Annotated in this window: 17 protein-coding genes; 7 read left to right on the forward strand and 10 right to left on the reverse strand. The window is 69.9% G+C overall.

Annotated features, from left to right (window positions below):
* The first annotated feature begins 45 nt into the window (after positions 1-45).
* On the forward strand, positions 46-945 hold the full coding sequence (locus NUG20_RS03165) for a LysR family transcriptional regulator (RefSeq protein ID WP_263397007.1): 900 nt from the start codon (positions 46-48) through the stop codon (positions 943-945).
* Positions 946-1,081: 136 nt separating this feature from the next.
* On the opposite strand, the gene NUG20_RS03170 is transcribed toward NUG20_RS03165, so the two are convergent.
* The 3 genes from NUG20_RS03170 to NUG20_RS03180 all read right to left on the reverse strand — a co-directional run bounded on the left by NUG20_RS03170 (position 1,082) and on the right by NUG20_RS03180 (position 4,111).
* Entirely contained in the window at positions 1,082-1,939 is an 858-nt protein-coding gene (locus NUG20_RS03170) for a class I SAM-dependent methyltransferase (RefSeq protein WP_263397008.1), read from the reverse strand.
* 258 nt (positions 1,940-2,197) lie between these two features.
* Positions 2,198-3,397 carry a peptidoglycan-binding protein gene (locus tag NUG20_RS03175; protein ID WP_263397009.1) on the reverse strand — a complete coding sequence of 400 codons (1,200 nt, stop codon included), beginning with the start codon at positions 3,395-3,397 and terminating at the stop codon, positions 2,198-2,200.
* A gap of 21 nt (positions 3,398-3,418) precedes the next feature.
* A complete protein-coding gene (locus NUG20_RS03180) occupies positions 3,419-4,111 on the reverse strand; it encodes a PDZ domain-containing protein (RefSeq protein WP_263397010.1) in 693 nt (230 codons plus the stop codon).
* A gap of 424 nt (positions 4,112-4,535) precedes the next feature.
* On the opposite strand from NUG20_RS03180, the gene NUG20_RS03185 reads away from it, so the two are divergent.
* On the forward strand, positions 4,536-5,411 hold the full coding sequence (locus tag NUG20_RS03185; RefSeq protein WP_263398386.1) for a DMT family transporter: 876 nt from the start codon (positions 4,536-4,538) through the stop codon (positions 5,409-5,411).
* 175 nt (positions 5,412-5,586) lie between these two features.
* A complete protein-coding gene (locus NUG20_RS03190) occupies positions 5,587-6,498 on the forward strand; it encodes a CorA family divalent cation transporter (RefSeq protein WP_263397011.1) in 912 nt (303 codons plus the stop codon).
* 58 nt (positions 6,499-6,556) lie between these two features.
* Here NUG20_RS03190 and NUG20_RS03195 read toward each other — a convergent pair whose 3' ends face one another.
* Positions 6,557-6,916 (reverse strand): hypothetical protein, encoded by a 360-nt coding sequence (locus NUG20_RS03195; RefSeq protein WP_263397012.1) that lies wholly within the window; start codon positions 6,914-6,916, stop codon positions 6,557-6,559.
* 301 nt (positions 6,917-7,217) lie between these two features.
* Between NUG20_RS03195 and NUG20_RS03200 the strand changes: the two genes are divergently transcribed.
* Positions 7,218-8,117 carry an AraC family transcriptional regulator gene (locus tag NUG20_RS03200; RefSeq protein ID WP_263397013.1) on the forward strand — a complete coding sequence of 300 codons (900 nt, stop codon included), beginning with the start codon at positions 7,218-7,220 and terminating at the stop codon, positions 8,115-8,117.
* 137 nt (positions 8,118-8,254) lie between these two features.
* Complete coding sequence (locus tag NUG20_RS03205; RefSeq protein WP_263397014.1) at positions 8,255-10,348, forward strand: gluconolaconase; 2,094 nt, start codon at positions 8,255-8,257, stop codon at positions 10,346-10,348.
* Positions 10,349-10,806: 458 nt separating this feature from the next.
* On the opposite strand, the gene NUG20_RS03210 is transcribed toward NUG20_RS03205, so the two are convergent.
* Together NUG20_RS03210 and NUG20_RS03215 are read right to left on the reverse strand one after the other, a co-directional pair.
* On the reverse strand, positions 10,807-11,277 hold the full coding sequence (locus NUG20_RS03210; RefSeq protein WP_263397015.1) for a DUF4410 domain-containing protein: 471 nt from the start codon (positions 11,275-11,277) through the stop codon (positions 10,807-10,809).
* Between the two features lie 151 nt (positions 11,278-11,428).
* The gene (locus tag NUG20_RS03215) at positions 11,429-12,205 is read right to left on the reverse strand and encodes a transporter substrate-binding domain-containing protein (protein WP_263397016.1); all 777 of its coding nucleotides are present in this window, start codon (positions 12,203-12,205) and stop codon (positions 11,429-11,431) included.
* Positions 12,206-12,481: 276 nt separating this feature from the next.
* Between NUG20_RS03215 and NUG20_RS03220 the strand changes: the two genes are divergently transcribed.
* Together NUG20_RS03220 and NUG20_RS03225 are read left to right on the forward strand one after the other, a co-directional pair.
* Positions 12,482-13,468 carry a hypothetical protein gene (locus NUG20_RS03220; protein ID WP_263397017.1) on the forward strand — a complete coding sequence of 329 codons (987 nt, stop codon included), beginning with the start codon at positions 12,482-12,484 and terminating at the stop codon, positions 13,466-13,468.
* Between the two features lie 505 nt (positions 13,469-13,973).
* Positions 13,974-14,747: a lytic transglycosylase domain-containing protein gene (locus NUG20_RS03225; protein ID WP_263397018.1), complete on the forward strand. Its 774-nt coding sequence runs from the start codon at positions 13,974-13,976 to the stop codon at positions 14,745-14,747.
* A gap of 344 nt (positions 14,748-15,091) precedes the next feature.
* Here the strand turns inward: NUG20_RS03225 and NUG20_RS03230 are convergent, their stop codons facing one another.
* The 4 genes from NUG20_RS03230 to NUG20_RS03245 form a co-directional block, all read right to left on the reverse strand.
* Complete coding sequence (locus NUG20_RS03230) at positions 15,092-15,787, reverse strand: AIM24 family protein (protein ID WP_263397019.1); 696 nt, start codon at positions 15,785-15,787, stop codon at positions 15,092-15,094.
* A 51-nt stretch (positions 15,788-15,838) separates the two neighbouring features.
* Positions 15,839-17,530, reverse strand: coding sequence for an alpha,alpha-trehalase TreA (gene treA, locus NUG20_RS03235; protein WP_263397020.1), 1,692 nt, complete (start codon positions 17,528-17,530; stop codon positions 15,839-15,841).
* Positions 17,531-18,086: 556 nt separating this feature from the next.
* Entirely contained in the window at positions 18,087-18,875 is a 789-nt protein-coding gene (locus NUG20_RS03240) for a DUF72 domain-containing protein (protein WP_263397021.1), read from the reverse strand.
* 96 nt (positions 18,876-18,971) lie between these two features.
* On the reverse strand, positions 18,972-19,445 hold the full coding sequence (locus NUG20_RS03245; RefSeq protein WP_263397022.1) for an SMI1/KNR4 family protein: 474 nt from the start codon (positions 19,443-19,445) through the stop codon (positions 18,972-18,974).
* Positions 19,446-19,569: the final 124 nt, after the last annotated feature.

The raw sequence follows: 19,569 nt of genomic DNA on the forward strand, positions 1-19,569 counted from the left end.
GGCCGCGGCTCGCTATAGTGGAAATGAATTAAGGGAATTCCAGCTATGGCCATGCTTAATTTCGGACGCCTGGACCTGAATCTGCTGCTGACCCTGGACGCACTGCTCGCCGAGCACAATGTGACCCGTGCGGCCGCGCGCCTGCACCTGTCGCAGCCTTCGGTCAGCGTGCACCTGGCCAAGCTGCGCGAGGCGCTGGACGATCCGCTGCTGCTGCCCGGTCCGCGCGGCATGCGCCCGACCGCGCGCGCCGACGCCTTGCGCGCGCCGCTGCGGCAGGCGCTGGAGACGCTGCAGCGCGCCGTCGCGCCGGCCACGCCGTTCGATCCTGCGCAGGCCAGCAACACGTGGCGCGTGGCGGCGACCGACTACGGCGAATCGACCATCGTGCTGCCGGCGCTGGCGGCACTGCGCCGCGCGGCGCCGGGCACGCGCTTGGCGGTGCTGGAGATGTCGCCACTGCAGATCGCGCGCCAGGCCGAGCAGGGCGAGATCGATCTGGCCCTGCATACGCGCGAGGATGCGCCGCCGAACCTGCGCCAACGCACCCTGTTCGCCGAGCGCTACGTGCTGGCCGGCCGCGCCGGGCATCCGCGCCTGCAGCGGCGGCCGACGCTGGCGCAGTTCTGCAAGCTCGAACACGTGATCGTGTCGCCGGATGGCGGCGGTTTCAGCGGCGTCACCGACGCGGCCCTGCACGAACGCGGGTTGCAGCGCCGGGTGGTGCTGTCGGTGCCGCATTTTCTGTTCGTCATCGACGCGCTGTTGCGCACCGATCTGGTGGCGATGCTGCCGGAGCGGCTGCTGCGCGATCAGCCCGGCCTGAAGGTCTGCGCGCCGCCGGTGGAGGTGGCCGGTTACGAGATGGCCATGCTGTGGCACGAGCGTGTGCACCGCGATCCGGCGCATCGCTGGCTGCGCGAGCATATCGCCGCTTCGGTTTGAATGGCGCACGCTTGGCTTCGGGTGTGCTGCACGCTATCGGAGTGGTTCGGATGGCGTCGGGTTGGCCGCTCGCGGCGGGCTGCCTGTCGCGGCTGAAGCCGCTCCTACAAAGGGCGTGCGGCACGGGTCGAACTGGCTAGCGGCGCGTCGCCAATACGCCGTCCAACGCGAGCTCTGCGCGGAAGCCGGCCTTGTCCAAGCGCTTGGCCACCTCGCGCGGTACGTCGCGGCCGCTGGTCAGCTTGTTCGGGCTGCCGGTGTAGTGGAACAGCCGCCCGCCACGGCGCAGCACCCGCGCCAGCTGGTCGTAGAACACCTGCGAATACAGTTCGCCGGCGATGCCGAAGCGCGGCGGGTCGTGCAGCAGCGCATCCATCGACTCGCTGGCGATCGCGCCGATCGTCTCGGCCACATCGGCGTGCGCGAGCTGCAGGCGGCCGTCGCTGGTTGCCGGATCCGGCGACCACGGATTGAGCGTGCGCAGCCACAGCACGTCGGCGTTCTTCTCGAACGAGTGCAGCTGCGCCACGCCGGCCTCCAGCGCGCACGCGGCGAAATAGCCGAGCCCGCCGCAGGTGTCGAGTACCCGCTTGCCGCGCGGTTCGATCAGCGCGACCTTGCGCCGCGCGTCCTCGAACGGCGACAGCTGTGCGCTGGGCAGCATCTTGATGCCGTCGATCTCGAAGGTCGGCGCGCCCCATTCGGTCGGCACCAGCTTGATCAGCGCGCCGCCGAAACGCGATACCGGCGCGAAGTCCTCGCCGTCCCAGTAATAGATCGTGCGGTCCTTGAGTTTCGGCGGATACGGGTAGGTCTGCCCGCCCCACTGCCAACCGTCCGCGGCGAGCAGCGCCTGACCCTCGCTGCGCTGCAGATCCAGCGAGCCGGACCAGCGGGCGGCGCCGCCATCGCGTGCGGCAAGCAGCGCTGCGGCGAGCGGGCGGGTCAGCAGGGGGCCGGAGTAGGGATTCACGGGGTTGGCACGTTGCGTCATCGAACGCCAGATCCAGCGTCGTGACGAAGGAGGGGATGGGGCTGGCATCGTAACCGACGCGCTGCGGCACGGATATCGCCGCTGTGGAGGATCTGTGGCCTGGGGCAGCGTAGCTGTCGCTTCGCTTCCCGCAAGGTCGCCGCCACGCAGTTGAAGATTCATTGGCTAAACGCCGCAAGGCTCTCGGGCAACGGTGGCCTGAAGCGCCAAGGCCCCGCGGAAACAGGGCCTTGGCGTACAGACAGCGACGTTTGGTACTCAGGCCGTCATTCCGCCCCGTGCCTGCGCAGGCTCCTGCTGGAGCGTGTGCTGTTGCTGCAGTTCCTGCCCGCGCTGCTGGCTGTGCAGATCGATTTGACGCGTGCTCTCCTGCAGCGACGGCGCCTGCTCGAGATCGACGCGCGCGCGGAAACCCGGCGTGGTGCCAGCGACGAAGGCGACGTTGTCGCGTACCGTCACTTCCTGGATCTGCTGCGGGCCGTTGACGCCCTCGGCCTTCGCGGACTGCAGGGTATACGCGACCTGGGCGTCGGTGGCGTCAGGCATGCGTTCGCGTAGATGCTCGAAGTAGGGGTTCTCGGGATGCGTCGCTTCCGAGACCAGCGGCGTTTGCTTGGCCTCGGCCAGCGCCTCTCGCGTCTTGCGTCCGACGACCGCGTCGTCGTCCAACCCGTGCGCGCGCTGGAAATCCTGCAGGGCGTGGCGGGTATTGCGGCCGAAATCGCCGTCCGGGTTCAGCGGCTTGCCGTCGGCGCCGCGGTAACCCAGTTCGGACAGCTGTTCCTGCAGTGCGCGCGTCTGGTTGCTGCGTTCGTCTCCGCCCATGCGCGCCAATTGGTCCAGCGTGACCTTGCCGCTCTGGATGTCGGCCACCAGTTCCGGAGTGATGGTCTGCGCCCATTGGTCCGCGGCTCGCACGCGCTCGTCGGCGCCATTGTCGCCGCCGTTGATGATGCGTCCGGCGGCACGTGCATCGTCGCGCAGGTTCTGCGGCACGCGGTCTTCCCAGTAGGCCACCGCGAGGTTGGCGGCGGTCTGCGGCTCGGCGGCCAGGTCGGGATTGTTGGCGAGGTCGACACCGAAGCGTTCGCCATAGCGCTCGTAGTTGTCGCGGCCGGTGTACTGCAGGTAGCCGCGGCCATGGAAACGCCAGCCGTCGCCTGGCTCGGTGTTGCCGATATCGGGGCGGTTCTCGTACATCACGGTGGCGATGCGCTGCGGATCGCGACTGGCGACGGCCTCTTCGACCTGTTGGCGAGTGAAGCGGTCGTCGGCAGAGGACACCGCGCCGATCAGGCTGTCGGCCGAGGTGTAGCCCATGTTCTCGTGCATGCGGCGGAAGTGGCCGGTCTCGACGGCCGCGTTCCCCATCAGGTTGGCCAGTTCCGCGGGCGAGGTGATGCCGGAATCGACCGCGGTCTTCAACAGCAGTGCCGAACTCTCGTTGAAACGGGGCATGTTCTACTCCTTGAGATGGGGCTATTGGATAACGGCCCGGTGCTTGTCCATTGCCTTTTGCAGTTGTTCCGGATCGATCTGCGCGATAGGGGTCCAGGGAAGGTCCGCGGGATAGCGCACCGTTCCGCGAAGCACGTCCATCGTGCCGGTCTTGGGGTTCTCGGTCGGTGCGGCGCTGCTCGCTTCGGCGAGATACCACGCTTGTTTGGTGGTGTCGTACTTCAGGGTGTAGGTGACGTTGCTGCGCGCCTGCTGGTTGATGTAGACGATTTCCTGGGGTTTGAGGGTCAGGTTGTCGTCCAGGCGCGTCGCGTTCCGCGCTACGTCGTTGTAGAGGCAGTCGACGGCCTGCGGACTGCGGTCGGACACGGTCCATGCCTTGCCCGTCTGTTGCAGCACCAGGAGTTCGCAGGTATTGCCCGAGGCGGCGGCGGTGGCATGACGGACGATGGCCACGGCATCGTCCTGGCCGTCGCCGGTCAGGTCGTGGTTCTTGAAGGCGAGGATGTGGTCGTCCGGCTTGAGCAGCGGGCGCAGCGACGCCTCGCCGAAGTCGGCTTCCGTGGCAATGGGAGGCGGAGCGCTCGCGACGGCTGGGCTGGCAGCGTTAGCGTTGGCGGGCGGCGCCGCTTCCGCAGATTCGGTGGCGGCAGGCTTGCAGGCCGCCAGGCTCGCGGCGATCAGCAGAGGTAGGCACTTGTGTAGTGAGGTCATTGAACGGCTCTCCGGATCTGCAGGTGCGATTGCGCACATGGCGAACGGGCTGGAGGAGCGGAAACCGTCATGTCCAAGGAGGTGGCACCTCTCCCTGTGCTTCATGCGGCATCCCGTTCCATGGACGCGGCCGCGAGCGTAGGCCCGTGGCGATGGCCGCGTTATAGCAAGGGAATGCTTAAGAAATCGTTTCGGCTCAAGGCTGCCCGCGCCGAATCGATGCATGGCCGCGAGGCAACGCCTCCGCCGGACGCCGGGTCGGGATCGGACGGGCTATGGCAAGCGGTTTGCATCGAACGCATAGCGGCGGCGAGTCCCAGATCCGTCGCAATGCCGCCTCGCAAACGGGTACCCCACCGGCATAATGCGGATCTCTCTCGCGTCCATGTCGATACGGACGCTCTCCGATCGCAAGAGGCTCATGATGCTCAAAGGTGTGCTGCTCGGTTTCGCCTGCTACGCCGCCTATTCGATAAGCGATGCGTTCGTGAAGGGCCTGGAGGGCGCGTTGCCGGCCTACGAGGTGGTGTTCTTCGGCGCGCTGCTGATGCTCACCGCGCTGCCGTTCCTGAAGAAGCGCGGCGACCGCTGGCGCGAGGTGGTGGTGGCGCAGCGTCCCAGCATCTGGTTGCTGCGTGCGTTCACCGGTGCGATCGGCAATCTTTCCGCGGTCACCGCGTTCACCCTGTTGCCGATGGCCGAGGCGTTCGCGCTGATCTTCCTGATGCCGATCTTCGTCACCTTGCTGTCGGTGCTGCTGCTCAAGGAGGAGGTGCGTTGGCGGCGCTGGCTGGCGGTGATCGTCGGCTTCGTCGGGGTGCTGATCGTGCTGCGGCCGGGCTTCCGGCACCTGGGCGAGGGCCATGTCGCGGCGATCGTCTGCGGGCTGGTCGGCGCGGTGTCGGTGATCAGCCTGCGCATGGCCGGGCCTGGGGAGAAACGCCTCACCCTGTACGGCGCCGGCGTGCTCGGCCCGTTGCTGATGGGGGCGCTGCTGATGCTGCCGACCTTCGTGTGGCCGACGCCGCAGCAGTGGCTGCTGCTGGCCGGCTACGGCCTGCCCGCCGGGCTGGCCGCGATCTTGCTGATGTACGCCTCGCGCGCCGCACCGGTCAGTGCGGTGGCACCGACCCAGTACAGCCAGATGCTGTGGGCGATCGGTTTCGGCTACTGGCTGTTCCACGATCACCTGGACTGGCCGATGCTGGTCGGTATCGCGCTGATCCTTGGCGCCGGGCTGTTCACCCTGGTGCGCGAGGAGAAGGTCACGCAGTGGTGGCGGCGCACCAAGATCGTGTGACGCGGCGGCGCGCTGGCGCTGGGCCATGTGGTCAAGCGCCGCGGCGCGGCCCGCGGCTGACGCCGGCGCGTGGCGGGCGTGCCGCCGCCGCAGCTGAATCGTCGGGCTCGGGTGCGTTGACGCTTCACTCGCGGCGGAGGATGCTCGCGCCCTCGCCGCCACGAAGCCGATCCCGATGATCACGATCCACCGCATCGCCGGAACGTCCGCGCAGCCGTTCTGCTGGGTGGACCTGTGCCAGCCCAGCGGCGAGGAGCTGGCCGAGGCCGACCGGAGCGTGGGCTTCGCCTTGCCCACGCGTGCGGCGATCGGCGAGATCGAGTTCAGCAGCCGGGTGCGCATCCAGGGCGATGTGCTGTTCCTCAACGTGCCGCGGTTCCAGGACGAGGACGGCCCGACCGCGCCGCTGGGCTTCGCGCTGTCGCCGCGGGTGCTGGTGACCCAGCGCGAGCAGCGCATGGGTTCGCTGGAAGCGGTGGCCGCGAAACTGGAGCAGAGTCCGTGCCGAACCAGCGACGATCTGCTGCTGCGCCTGCTCGACCAGGTGGTCGGGCAGCTGGCGGACCGGCTGGAAGCGCTGGAGGCGGAGATCACCGAGACCACCCGCGTGGCCTTCGACCAACCGCACACCTCGCGCGACCTGGAGCGGATGCTGCACGCGGTCGGCGGCATGGGGCGGCGGCTGGGCGGCATGCACAACGCCGGCCAGGGCCTGTTGCGCCTGGCCACCTACCTGGACGGCGCCGCGCCGGACTGGTTCGGCGCCGATGCGGCCAAGCGCATCGGCCTGTTGCACAAGGACCTGGTCACCCTGAGCGAGTTCGAGCAGCACCTGGACGACCGCGTCGAGTTCCTGCTCGACAGCGTGCTGGGCATGATCAACATGGACCAGAACAACGTGATGAAGGTGATGGCGGTGGCGTCGGTGGTGGGCATCCCGCCGACGGTGCTGGTCGGCATCTGGGGCATGAACTTCGCCTACATGCCCGAACTCAAGTGGCACGACGCCTATTTCTGGGCGCTGGGCGTGATCGCGCTGAGCGTGGTGCTGCCGCTGGCGTGGTTCCGGCGCCGCGGCTGGGTGTGATGGCGTCGCACGGTGGCGGCCGCCATGGTGGGCGACACCGCCGGCGCCGGCGCCTGCGCTAGGCCGCGAGGCTGTCGGCCTCGGCTTCGGCTTCGCTGTCGCCGGGCTCCTCGCCGCTGACGTGCTGCACCGGCGCGATGTCCCAGGACACCGTGTCCGGATCGATCAGCGCGTGGATCGCAGCGCCGCGCAGCTCGCGCATCAGCCGCCGCGCCGAGGCGGTGCCGTGCGCCACGCTGTCCCACAGCAGCATGTCGACCACGGTGCCGTCGCGGCGCCGCGCGATGCGCCGCGAGCGGAAGCCGGGCTGGCGCTGCAGCCAGGCATCGACCTCGGCGTTGGCGCGCAGGAAGGTGCGCCAGGTGCAGTCCTGCAGGCGGAAGGTGGTGATTTCCAGGGCTTCGGTATGCGCTTGCATCGGTTCAGCCCTGCGCTTGGCGCGGCGTGGCGCGGTGGTGGGAAGGGCAACGGCGCGCCGTCGCGGCGGCGCTCGGCGCGTTGGGGGAAGGGGAGGGGAGCAGGATGGGCATGGGAGCACTCCGGTAGACGCGGCGGGGGATCCAGCCTGCACAGGATGCGAGCGCGGCACCGCGGCGCGTTATCGCGATCCCGCGGAATTCTTGTCCGATCCTGCAAACCGTGCCGACGCGGCGTCCGCGCCGCCGCAGCATCAGGCAAGCTGTACGTCCCTGGATCGACCGCCACTGCGCCTTACGCCGATGACCGCGCTTGCCGACCGCTACCAAGAAATGGCCACCCTGGTTGCCCGATTGACCACCGCCGACGGCGAGGGCGACACCGCCATCGACGGTTTCTTCTGTTCGCACCGCACCGCGCCATCGCCCAAGACGCATGCCGCGCAGTGGCCGTGCTTCGCCCTGGTGGTACAGGGCGAGAAGTGCCTGAGCCTGGGCACCGAGGAATACCGCTACGGCGTCGGCAATTACCTGCTGGTGGCGCTGGACCTGCCGGTGGTGTCGCGGATCACCCAGGCCAGCCCGGAGCGGCCGCTGCTGGGCGTGGCCATGGCGATCCGCCCGGACCGGCTGCGCGACCTGCTCGAGCGCATCCCGCTGCCGGCGCAGGCCAGCGCCGTGTGCGTGCGCGGGGTGTCGGTCAACACCGCCGACCCGGCGCTGCTGGATGCGGCGCTGCGCATGCTCAGGCTGCTCGAGCGGCCCGAGGACATCGCCGCGATGGCGCCGCTGATCGAGCAGGAGATCCTGTATCGCTTGCTGACCGGCCCGTGCGGGCCGAACCTGCTGCGCATCGCGCAGGAGGACAGCCCCAGCAACCGCATCGCCAAGGCGATCGCGTGGCTGCGCCAGCACTATGCCGAGCCGGTGCGGATCGAGGACCTGGCGCGCCAGGTCAACATGAGCGCCTCGTCGCTGCACCACCATTTCAACGCGGTGACCGCGATGACCCCGCTGCAATACCAGAAGCAGTTGCGCCTGCGCGAAGCGCGGCGGCTGATGGTGGTGGAGCGGATGGACGTGGGCTCGGCCGGCTATCGCGTCGGCTACCAGAGCCCCTCGCAGTTCAGCCGCGAATACAGCCGCCTGTACGGCCGTTCGCCGCGCAACGACCTGGCCGAGCAACTCGGCCTGGCGGGCTGATCGCGCTCCCGATCCGCACTGGCGCCGCCCGTTGCGGACGCATGCGCTGAAGCCGCTGCGATGCACCGCGCCGCAGGCGCTTCCCTGCACCGCGCGCTTTGTCTAAGGTGCCTGACCATTCGTCGCGCGGGCAGGGCATGAGAAAGACCGGGGTGTGGCTGCTGTCGCTGGCGCTGGTATCGCTCGCGGTGTTCGCGTGGTGGCCGAACCTGCGTCCGCACAGCGCGGCGCGCGTTTCCAGCGCCCCGGCGCCGACGCCGCTGGGCTGGCTGGCGCAGTTGCAGTGGGTGGCCGGCGACGGTGTGCGCGGCCTGGCCGACGGCGATGCGGCGCGTGCACGCTTCGCCGATCCCTACGGCATCGCGGTCGATCCGCACGGCGTGCTGTACGTGGCCGATGCCGGCGACAACAACCGCATTCGCCGCATCGGCCGCGACGGCACGGTCGCCACCGTCGCCGGCGGCGCCGAAGGTTTCGTCGACGGCATCGCCAGCGCGGCACGGTTCGATACGCCCTCGGGCATCGCCGTGGATGCGGCGGGCACGCTGTACATCGCCGATACCGGCAACCACGCGATCCGCAAGCTCACCGCGCAGGGCGTGGTGACGACATTGGCCGGCGACGGCACCGCCGGCTTCCGCGACGGTCCGGCGGCGCAGGCGCGCTTCAACGGCCCGATGGGCGTGGCGGTGGATGCGCAGGGGCGCGTCTACGTCGCCGACACCTACAACGACCGCATCCGCGTGATCGAGCGCGACGGCCAGGTGCGCACGCTCGCCGGCGGCGAGCGCCCCGGCTATGCCGATGGCCTGGGCGCCGCTGCGCGCTTCGATACGCCGACCGACCTGAAGGTGGATCGTGCCGGCGTGCTGTGGATCGCCGACCTGCGCAATAACGCGATCCGTCAGCTGCTGCCGGACGGGCGAGTGATCACCCTGGCCAGCGCCAGTGAGGCCTCACCGCTATCGCGGCCGCTGAGCCTGGGGCTCACCTTCGACGGGCACTGCTACGTCGGCAGCGACGACGGCCGTGTATTGCAGGTCACTTCGACTGGGCACGTGCTGGTGCTGTCCGGCGAACGCAGCGAGACCAGCCTGGCGCGTCCGGCTGGCGTGACCGTGGCCGCGAACGGCGTGGTCTACGTCACCGATGCCGGCAGCGCGCGCGTGCACCGGCTGCTGCCGACCACGCCGCAGGCCGCTGCCGCTGTCGCGCCGGCGGTGATCGGACCGGCCGCCACACAACCGCTGCCGGCCACCCACGGCCGCTGGCCGCTGCGCCCGCAGGACGGCTGGCACGAAGTGGTCGGCACGCTCGGCGAGGTGCGCGGCAACTACCAGGGCGAGAGCCGCGACCATCTGCATGCCGGCCTGGATATCCGCGGCGACGTCGGGCAGACGGTCTACGCCATCGCCGACGGCAAGGTCGCCAGCGCCAGCGCGACCTGGGCGCTCGGCAAGCTCGGCGAAGGCATGGCGCTGGACCAGCTCGGCTACATCCACATGCGCGTGGGCCGCACCGCGCAGGGCGCGGTGCTGGACCCGCAGCGCTTCCATCTGCTCGCCGACGACAGCGGCGCGCCGGAGCGGGTGCGCGTGCTGCGCGGCACCCGCTTCGCCGCCGGCGAGGCGCTGGGCACGATCAACGCGATGGCGCACGTGCACTTGAACGTCGGCGCCAGCGGCTTCGAACGCAACGCGGTGCTGCTCGGCTTCCGCGACTACGCCGATCACTACCCGCCGCAGATCCAGCGCATCGAACTGTTCGACGGCACCGGCCAGGCGCTGCCGGCGACGCAAGGACGGGTGCGGGTGACGCGCGGCAACGGCGGCGTGCAGATCGTGGTGGAGGCCTGGGACCAGGTCGACCGCAACCTGCCGCGTCGGCGCCTGGGGCTGTATGCACTCGGCTACGAGGTGCTCGATGCGCAGGGCCGGCCGTTGCCTGGCGCCACGCCGGCGCGGCCGAACATCGAGTTCGATCGGATGCCCGCCGATCCGGATGCGGTGAAGCTGGCGTACGCCGCCGACAGCGGCATCACCGTGCACGGCAGCGCGCGCACCCGTTTCCGTTACGTGGTGACCAACACGGTGCGCGATGGCCGCATCGCCGAGGGCCTGTGGCAGCCGAATGCGCTGCCCGCCGGCGACTACCTGATCCGCATCGCCGCGCGCGACTACAGCGGCAACCAGGCCACGGCCAACCGCGATCTGCCGGTGACGCTGGAGTAGGCGGGCGACAGCGCATCGGAATGCTCAGGCGCAGCGTGCCGGCTGGAGAGACGGCTGTGGAGTCGCTTCTCTTGTCCATCTGCAGGGATGAAATCCCTTGTGGGAGCGACTTCAGTCGCGACGGGGGGTGTATCGGGAAAACCCGTCGCGACTGAAGTCGCTCCCACAACGCTGCGTTGGCGCCGAACGCCCGGTGGAAAGCGCTCGGGCGCAATCATCGGCGGGCTTCAGTCGCGACGGCGCTGGAGCCGCTTTCTTGTCTATCCGCAGGCATGGATCCCTTGTGGGAGCGACTTCAGTCGCGACAGGGTGTATCGGAAAGGCCTGTCGCGACTGAAGTCGCTCCCACAATGCGGCGTTGGCGTCGAGCGGCCGAGCGGAAGGCGCTCGCGCACGGTGATCTCGCGCGCGGGACACCGGTTGCGTCCCCGCGCAATGGCGATCGCTAACGCATGCGTCTACTGCAGCTGCTTGAGCCGTTCGACGATTTCTTCGGCATGGCGGCCGACCAATCCTTCGGAGGTGCCCCAGGCGCTGGTATTGGTCGACTCGACATCGAAGCGTGCCGCGGTCTTGCCGTCCGCGCCGGCGACCTCGATCCGGCTCTTGATCTTGTCGCGCCCGGCCATGATGCCGGCCCAGAAGCGCGCTCCGTTGCTGCGCATGTAGTAGTGGTCGATGGTGATCGTCATCTTGCGCGCGTCCGCCTTGCCTTCGGCGCCGCGCAGATGCGCCGCGTCCAGCTTTTCGTCGAGCTGGCGCTGGAACATGCCCAGGCTTTCGGCATCGGTGTCTGCGTTGCCCTTGATCTGGTACCAGTAGGTTTCCGGCGCGGCGGCCTTGTAGCTCTGGCGTACCACGCTGTTGGTCGAGCACCCGGCCAGCAGCATGACGCCCGCCAATGCGAGCGCGCTCCATACGTTCTTCATGATGTCCCCTTGTCGATGTCCTTTTCTGCCGGGGCGATCGCCGCCGGCGTCGGCAGCATAGCGCGGCGTCGATGCCGCTGCCGCTGTCTCTGCCCCAACGATTGGTGCCGCGCGGAAGCAGCTGCGGCGATGGGCCGTTCGCGTTGCGAGGCTAGTCCGCATCCCCCAGCCACGGCGCCTGCGCCTTGCGGTACTCGCCGCTGGCCTTGCTCAGGTGCAGCCACTGGTCCACGTAGGCCTTCCAGGCCATGTCGTCGCGCGGCAGCAGGAACGCCTTTTCGCTGTATTGCAGCGGCTGCTGCGGGTTCACCGCGCACAGCCCGGGAACGCGGCGCTGCTGGAAACGCGCTTCCGACGCATCGGTGATCATCACGTCGGCGCGGCCTTCGGCCAGTTCGCGGAAGATGGCGGTGTTGTCGTCGGACAGGGTCAGCCGCGCCTGCGGCAGCTCGCGGCGGGCGAAGGCCTCGTTGGTGCCGCCGCGCGGCTCGATCACCCGCACCTCGGCGCGGTTGATCTGGGCGACGTCGCGATAGCGGTCCTGGTCGGCGCAGCGCACCAGCGGGATCTTGCCGTCCACCTCGAGCACGGCGCTGAACCAGGCGTGGCGTTGCCGCGGCAGCGACACCGAGATGCCGCCGACGGCGATGTCGCAGCGGTCGGCGAGCAGGTCCGGCAGCAGCGTCGCCCAGCGCGTGGGCACCCAGCGCACCGGCACTTCCAGGCTGGCCGCGAGCGATTGCGCCAGGGCGATGTCGATGCCTTCGTAGCGGCCGTCGGTGCGCAGCAGGCTGTGCGGCAGGTAGTCGCCGGTCGTGCATACGCGCAGCGCGCCGCGTTGCGCGATGGCGTCCAGGTGCGACGTCGCGGCGGCTGCCGGCAGCGCCGCGGCCGCGCTCAGCAGGCAGGCGCCCAGCCATCGGATCATTGCGTTCTCCAACAGGATATCGGGGGTGCCGGCGTGCGCTGGCTGTACGCCGGCTGTCGCGGCGTCGGCGCGCGCCACCTTAGCCGGTTTCCTCGCCACATGGCGCAGCGTCAAGCGCGGCAGGGGTTTTGCACCTGCAATCCGGCGGCGCATGCCGGGACATGGCCGTTGTGGACGCCGGCCGACACGTTTCGGCACAGGAACTCACGGCACCATAGCGGGGTCCGGAGACAATCCTCCGGTGGACGCATACCTCGCTATGGAATCTCGATCGTCGTGACGTCTGCGCCTGCGGAAGACCGGCTGCTGCGCCTGGGCGCGGCGGCCACCACCTTGCTGATCCTGCTGCTGCTGGGCCGATTGCTGCTGATCGCGCCGTCGCCGCCGCCGGCGCATGCGCACGATGCGCTGCGGCTGGTGTTCGTGCCGCGGCCGGTGCCGGCTGCCGCGCCGCCGCCGCAATTGCCGGCTGCCGAGCCCGCGCCGCATGTCGCGGCACGGCGGGCGCCGGCCGCCGCACGCGCGGCGCAAGCGCCGCTGCCGCCACCGACCCGCACCGCCGCCCCCGTGGCCACGCAGGCCGCGCCGATGAGTGCGACGCTGTACACCCGCGACGGCAGCGCACGGCTGCCGGACGGCGTGGCGGTGGATCCGTTCGCCGAGGCGCAGGGCACGCCGCCGGGCACCACCAACCCGCGCGACCTGGCCAAGGCCAAGCGCCTGCTCGAGCGCCCCAATCCGATCGACTATCGGCGCACCCGCTTCGACAAGGACTGGGCCAGCGACGGCACCCTGGGCGACGTGGCGATGCAGGGCATCGGCGATGCGATGAAGAAGATGCTGCCCAAGAGCACCCATCAGCCGGCGGTGGCGCGGCCTCCGCCGGAGGTGCGCTTCAATCCCGGCTTGCACGAGCGCCCGGGCGATCTCGGCAGCGAGGCCACCGGCGACGCCTACAAGGCCGCGCCGATCGCATTCGAGAAGGCGCCCGGGCTGGACGGCGAGGCCAGCCGCCGCATCCGCAAGGCGATCGGCGAGCTGGAGCGGCGCCGCGCGGCCTGCCCGGCGGCGCAGCGCAGCCGCCTGCTGCAATCGGTGCTGGACAACCTGGATGCGCTGCAGCGGGTGGAAAACGCCATGGCCAAGGGCGCCGACCCGATCCAGGCGCAGCAGACGCTGCCGCGCGCCGCCGACAGCGCCTACGACCTGGCGCGGCGCGCGCTGTGGTACGCGGATCAGAAGCTGGCGGTCTGCGCGCCGTAAGGGGGCGCAGGCCGCTTGCCTTTGTAGGAGCGGCTTCAGCCGCGACAGGCAGCCGAAGGTTTCTGTCGTGGCTGAAGCCGCTCCTACAGTGCACACACCATCGTGGCGGGGCGTTCCTCGCTCGTGCCGGCGGCCGGTGCGCAATGGTACGTGCCAGAGGTTGGCGACTTGCGCGCACAAGTTGCTCGCCCGTTGGCCTGCCCTTGTAGGAGCGGTTCAACCGCAAAGGAAGAAGCCATCCGGTATCCGGCTTCGATGCAGTCGGGACTGAAGTCCCTCCCACAGTGCACCCGGCCGGCTCGCCGCAAGTTCCTGTGGGAGCGACTTCAGTCGCGACGAACGGAGCCGGGAACCTCGGCAGCGTCGGTGACCTGTCAGGGACGCTGCCCCACCTAAAGTGCGCGTCAAAGCCTCGGTCGGAAGGAGCCCCATTGCGGTCCTCACCCGCGCCGACGCCGGTTGCGCGATGATGCGCGCCCACCTTTGCCCGTCCTGCAGCCCACCCATGCCCGGTTCCCGAACGCTGCTGATCCTGTTGCTGTCGTGCTGCGTCGCCGCCGGCGCGCAGGCGCGCACGGTGTACCGCTGCGTGCGCGACGGCACGGTCAGCCTGGCGACCGCGCCGGAGCCGGGCTCCAAATGCACGCCGAAGGAGCTCGACGATGCCGCGATCGCCACGCCCAACCTGTGGGGCAGCATGGGCGTGTTCAGCGGCACCCTGTACGAGCGCGAGCAGGACGGGCGCCTGGTGTATTCCACGCGCAACCTGCCGGGGTCGCGCCCGTACCTGCGCTTCACCGCGGTGACCCCGCCGGGCGAGGCGGCGCACCCGGGCCTGGGCAAGGTCGGCGCGCCGCAGTTGAACATGCACGCCAAGCAGTTCCGTGCCGCGGCGCGCGCCACCGGCGTGGACGATCCGTGGCTGCGCGCGATCGCGCATGCCGAAAGCGGCTTCGACGCCGCCGCGGTCTCGCCGAAGGGCGCGCAGGGCGTGATGCAGCTGATGCCCGAGGTGGCCAAGGAATACGGCGTGGCCGATCCGTTCGCCGCCGACCAGTCGATCGCTGGCGGCGCGCGCTACATGCAGTCGCTGCTGCGCCGCTACCAGGGCGACCGCACGCTGGCTGCGGCCGCCTACAACGCCGGCATCGGCACCGTGGCGCGCTACCGCGGCGTGCCGCCGTATGCGGAGACGCGCGAGTACATCGACAAGGTGCTGGCGCTGTACCAGCGCTACCGCGAGGCGATGGGAATCAAGGCGGAGACGCCGGCGCAGTAACGCGCGTTGCGATCGGGCGCTTGCGGGTCGCGTGGGTCGCGCGCGTCGCTGCCGACGCGCGCACGATCGAACCTGGCATCCGCACACATCCCGCAATGGTGCGTCCGCGCGGGGTGCGGCATCGCATGGGGGATGGCGCATCGACCCGGCGGCCATGCGCGGCATCCGGCCATTCCATCGGCAAGCCAGGCTGGCCGTGCGCGCCAGGCCGCGGCTCCTGGCCTGCAGCGCCACTTCTTCGTACGGCTGCACCATTCCCAGCCGTCGCCAGCGAAACGCAGCTGGATGCTCTTACCGGAGCCGCGGCCAAGCAGCGTGCCCAGGCTGACGCCGGCGTCGCGCTCTCAGCTCCTGGCCTGCAGCGCCACTTCCTCGTACGGCTGCACCACCACCCAGCCGTCGCCGGCGAAGCGCAGCTGGATGCTCTCGCCCGAGCCGCGCCCGAACAGCGTGCCCAGGCTGACGTCGGTGATGATCTCCGGGGTCAGCCCACCGGACCAGGCCACGGTGGCGTTGGGGTCGGTGAACACCGGCCCGGTCTGCGCGTTGACCGGCAGCGTCAGCGGTTCGTAGTGCGAGGTGATGGCGACGATGCCGTGGCCGCTCAGGCGCACGTTGAACAGGCCGCCGGAGAGCATGCCGGCGACCTTGCGCATCATGGTGATCTGGCTGTCGATGCCGGACTCGGTGGCGAGCACGTCGTTGCCGTTGACGAAGATCGCCTCGCCGGCCAGGCGCAGCAGGGTGATCTTCTTGCCGGCGTCGGCCAGGTACACGCGGCCTTCGCCCTCGACCTTCATCAGCTGCATGCCTTCGCCGCTGACCGCCTTCTTCAGCAGATTGCCCAGGCCCTGTTCCATCAGCCCCTGGCGGGTGAACTTGACCGCGCCCTTGCGCGCCACCATCGCCCCGGCCTTGGCCCAGACCAGGCCGTCCAGGCGCACTTCCAGCAGGTGCGGGTTTTCCAGTTCGAACGCGTCGGCGGACGCGTCCTTCTCGCGCGAGGCGGACAGGAATTCGGCCAGGGTGCGTACGCTCATCGTCGGTCCTTGGTGTGGGCAAGGACCGCAGCATACCCGCCGGCCGGCGCCTCAGGGTGTGGCCGGCTCCGCCTGCCGCTGCCGCTGCGCCGCCGGTGCGGCCGCTGCCGGCGGCGCCGGCGTGGCGTACAGGTCCAGCAGCAGCAGGGTCACGCCGTTGGTCCAGCCGAAGCCGTCCTGCAGCGCGTATTCGCCGCCGCCGCCGCCGCTGGCCTGCGCGTCCACGCCGTACTTCTCCACCAGCTTGTGCTGCTGCGCGAACAGCGCCTGCACGCGGGCCAGGAAGCGGCTGCCGATGCGCTGCGCCAGCGCGTCCTGGCCGTAGCGGCGCAGGCCGTTCACCGCGATCCACTGCAGCGGCGCCCAGCCGTTGGGCTCGTCCCACTGCTGGCCGGTGTGCAGCCGGGTGCTGGCCAGGCCGCCGGGACGCAGCAGCTGCGCCTGCACGGTGTCGGCGCTGCGCTTGGCGCGCGCCGGCGAGGCGACGCCGACGAACAGCGGATACAGCGCCGCGGCGGTGACCTGGTCGCGCAGACGGCGTTGCTGCCAGTCGTAGTCGGCGTAGTAGCCGGCGTCGCTCCACAGGTGCTTGTCCATCGCGGTCTTGCGCGCGCCGGCCAGGGCCGCGTAGTCGGTGTCGCAGCCGGCCGCGCCGGGGGCTTTGGCGCAGGCCAGGGCCAGGGTCGTTTCGAGGTGGTAGAGCAGGCTGTTGAGGTCGACCGGGACGATGGCGGTGGTGCGGATCGTGGCCAGGGTCTTGCGGTCGCCCAGCCAGCGGCTGGAATAGTCCCAGCCGCTCTCGGCACCGGCGCGCAGGTCGCGGTAGACCTCCGCGGCCGGGCGGTCCTTGGCCTGCGCGGCGGTGCGCACGTCGTGCAGCCAGGCTTCCGGGCGCGGGGTGTCGCGCGCGTCCCAGTAGCGGTTGAGCAGGCTGCCGTCGGCCAGCCGCACCACGTGCGCCTGCGCGCTGCCCGGGGCCAGCGCCTGCGCGCCTTCCATCCAGTACGCGTATTCCTTCTGCAGCTGCGGCAGGTAGCGCGCGTAGGCGGCGTCGCCTTCCACCTTGGCCTGCAGCTGCACCATGTGCGAGAAGAACGGCGGCTGCGAGCGACTCAGGTAGTAGGTGCGGTTGCCGTTGGGGATGTGCCCGTAGGTGTCGATCAGGTAGGCGAAGTTGTCCAGCATCTGCCGGCTGCGCTCGGTCTCGCCGCTCTCGACCAGGCCGAGCATGGTGAAGTAGGAATCCCAGTAGTAGACCTCGCGGAAGCGCCCGCCCGGCACCACGTACGGCTGCGGCAGCGACAGCAGGCTGCTGTGCGCCGGCACGTCCACCTGGCGCCGCACCAGCAGCGGCCACAGCGCGTCGATGTGCTCGCGCAGGCCGGTGTCCTGGCGTATCGCCTCGGTCTGCACCGGGCCGGATTCCTCGAAGTTGGCGGCGACGAAGCGGCGCAGGTCGAAGCCCGGCTGCTGGCGCTGGGCCAGGTAGTCGGCGTTGATCAGCGCCGGGTCGCGCAGCGGCAGCGCATCGACGAAATGCTTCTGGTCGTCGAACAGTTCCTGCTGCTGCACCGCCTGGAACAGCTCGGGGTAGGCAAGGTCCGGGGTCAGCGGCACGGGCGCGGGCGCGGTCTGCACCGCGGCCGGTGCGGCCTGCGCGGCGGCGGTGTCGCAGCTGCCCAGCAGCAGGCCCAGCGACAGGCTCAGCAGCGGGGTGCAGCAGGGAGGAGCGGCATGGCTCATCTCGGGTCCAGAGCAGGATGCGTGCGGCATGGTAAACGACCGAAGGAGGAGACGGGAGACCGGCGGCGGTGGCAGCCGCGTGCCGACGAAAGAAGAAAGCGCAGCGCGATCCGGGCCGAGGCACGACGCAGGCGGCCGATCTGGCGATATCGGCCATGCGCCGGCTGGCTTGAATCGGAGGGTGGACGGCTGGGACATGCGCAAAGCGATGCAAGAGCGGGGCCAATCGCGCTGCGGCGCGGATTCCCGCGGCGCGTCGGAGGCGGCCGCCATCGGTTTGATCGCCATGGCCCATGGCCCGGGTGCGCCGGGGTGGGCAGGCGCCCGGAGCCTGGAGCATGCGACCCAAGGGGTCTACGGCAAGCGCGAGCTTTTGTGGGAGCGACTTCAGTCGCGACGCACTATCGGTAAGGCCCGTCGCGACTGAAGTCGCTCCCACAGGTTCGCTGCACGCTTGGCATGATTGCTCGTACGCGCGTGGTCGTGCATAACAGCGTGGCCGGTCCGCGCTTCGCGGCTGACGTGGCCGCTGGCGGCGTCCGGGTGACGCGCTGCGTCAGGTGCCTGGGCCGACGTCGATGCCTTCCGCGTCCAGCTGCGCCTGCAGCGTGGCGGCATTGTCGAGCGCGTGGCCGAGCGCGGTGTTGTCGAAGATCACCCAGGCCTCGCCCGTCGGCGGCGTGGCGGCGACGACGCGTGCGGCCAACTGCTGCAGGACGTCGTCGGGATAGTCGCTGTAGTAGATGCGCGGCGTGCCGTGCCAGCGCCAGTAAGCCGGCGCCGCCGTGCCCGCCGGCTGCGCGGCGGCGTCATTCAGGGCCGGGTCGGCGGCCACACGCGCGACCCCGTGGCGCTGCCACAGCGCCTCGGCTCGCGCGCTGAACCAGCTGGCGTGGCGCGGTTCGCAGGCGATGCCGCCGTGCCAGCGGCGCCGCAGCATCGCGAAGAAGGTGGCGGCGGTGCGCGCATCGAAGGCCAGGCTCGGCGGCAGTTGCACCAGCAGGCAGTCGAGTTTGTCGCCGAGATGGCCGACTTCGCCGAGGAAGGTCTGCAGCAGTGGCGCGACCCGGTACAGGCGCGCGTCGTGGGTGATGGTGCGCGGCAGCTTGGCCGAGAAGCGGAAATCCGCCGGCACGCTGTCGGCCCAGCGCTGGTAGGTGGCCGGGCGGTGCGGGCGGTAGAACGAGGAATTGATCTCGACCGCATTGAAGCGGGTGGCATAGCGCGCCAGCTGGCTGGCGCCCTCGCCGACCAGCGCGCGCTGCGTGCTGGCGATCGACCAGCCGGCGCAGCCGACGCGGATGCGTGGGGCGACGTCGGCGCGGCGGGGCGAGGCGGTCGGCATCGGCGGTGGTAGGTGAGGACAGGCGTTCGGGATACCAAGCGCTACGGCCAAGGGCCGTGAAGGACATTGCCGGCCATGCGCGCCTTGCCGGCCGGTTCATGCGTCGTACGCATCCTCCTCGTCGATCAGCCCGTGGACGAACTGGAGGAAATCCGGGCACACCGGCCGTTCGGCATTGGCCTGGTTTTGTTCCGGGCTGAGGTCGCTGTCGAAGGTGTCGGTGGGGAAATAGCTGACGGTGCCCGTGTCCAGATCCAGGCAAAAGAAGTTGCCACCCCAGTCGTTCGCGAACGGCAGCAGGCGTGCGGGCAGAACCTGTTTCTGCAGCATCGACCGGTAGCTGGACAGCAGCGTGTAGTCGCCATGCGCGATCGGTTTGAAAGCGGCGACTTCTATCGGCTCGTCCCCATCCTCGCCGACCCAGTACGCCCGCGCCGGCATGCCGCCGTTGTACTTGAGGTAGTGCGCCCTGAACGACGCCGGCAGCTTGCAGCCGATGACGGATTCCAGGTGATCCAGATCCGCCGGGACGATGGCGGCTTCGCCATCGGAGAAGGTGTTTTCGAGCATCGCGATCTCCGATCGGCAGCAGCGTCCAGGAGGCGAGTCTACTTCTTGGAGGATGCCTGGTCGGCCAGCTTACGGGTGGCGCAAGGACCGGCTCGAAGTCTTGTCATTGGCCGTAGCGCTTGCA

It is taken from the genome of Xanthomonas sp. CFBP 8443 (assembly GCF_025666195.1).
Classification (GTDB): Bacteria; Pseudomonadota; Gammaproteobacteria; order Xanthomonadales; family Xanthomonadaceae; genus Xanthomonas_A.

Coding starts and splice junctions, on each gene's coding strand:
- NUG20_RS03165 (WP_263397007.1), top strand. CDS start 46: ATGGCCATGCTTAATTTCGGACGCCTGGACCTGAATCTGCTGCTGACC.
- NUG20_RS03170 (WP_263397008.1), bottom strand. CDS start 1,939: ATGACGCAACGTGCCAACCCCGTGAATCCCTACTCCGGCCCCCTGCTG.
- NUG20_RS03175 (WP_263397009.1), bottom strand. CDS start 3,397: ATGCCCCGTTTCAACGAGAGTTCGGCACTGCTGTTGAAGACCGCGGTC.
- NUG20_RS03180 (WP_263397010.1), bottom strand. CDS start 4,111: ATGACCTCACTACACAAGTGCCTACCTCTGCTGATCGCCGCGAGCCTG.
- NUG20_RS03185 (WP_263398386.1), top strand. CDS start 4,536: ATGCTCAAAGGTGTGCTGCTCGGTTTCGCCTGCTACGCCGCCTATTCG.
- NUG20_RS03190 (WP_263397011.1), top strand. CDS start 5,587: ATGATCACGATCCACCGCATCGCCGGAACGTCCGCGCAGCCGTTCTGC.
- NUG20_RS03195 (WP_263397012.1), bottom strand. CDS start 6,916: ATGCAAGCGCATACCGAAGCCCTGGAAATCACCACCTTCCGCCTGCAG.
- NUG20_RS03200 (WP_263397013.1), top strand. CDS start 7,218: ATGACCGCGCTTGCCGACCGCTACCAAGAAATGGCCACCCTGGTTGCC.
- NUG20_RS03205 (WP_263397014.1), top strand. CDS start 8,255: ATGAGAAAGACCGGGGTGTGGCTGCTGTCGCTGGCGCTGGTATCGCTC.
- NUG20_RS03210 (WP_263397015.1), bottom strand. CDS start 11,277: ATGAAGAACGTATGGAGCGCGCTCGCATTGGCGGGCGTCATGCTGCTG.
- NUG20_RS03215 (WP_263397016.1), bottom strand. CDS start 12,205: ATGATCCGATGGCTGGGCGCCTGCCTGCTGAGCGCGGCCGCGGCGCTG.
- NUG20_RS03225 (WP_263397018.1), top strand. CDS start 13,974: ATGCCCGGTTCCCGAACGCTGCTGATCCTGTTGCTGTCGTGCTGCGTC.
- NUG20_RS03230 (WP_263397019.1), bottom strand. CDS start 15,787: ATGAGCGTACGCACCCTGGCCGAATTCCTGTCCGCCTCGCGCGAGAAG.
- treA (WP_263397020.1), bottom strand. CDS start 17,530: ATGAGCCATGCCGCTCCTCCCTGCTGCACCCCGCTGCTGAGCCTGTCG.
- NUG20_RS03240 (WP_263397021.1), bottom strand. CDS start 18,875: ATGCCGACCGCCTCGCCCCGCCGCGCCGACGTCGCCCCACGCATCCGC.
- NUG20_RS03245 (WP_263397022.1), bottom strand. CDS start 19,445: ATGCTCGAAAACACCTTCTCCGATGGCGAAGCCGCCATCGTCCCGGCG.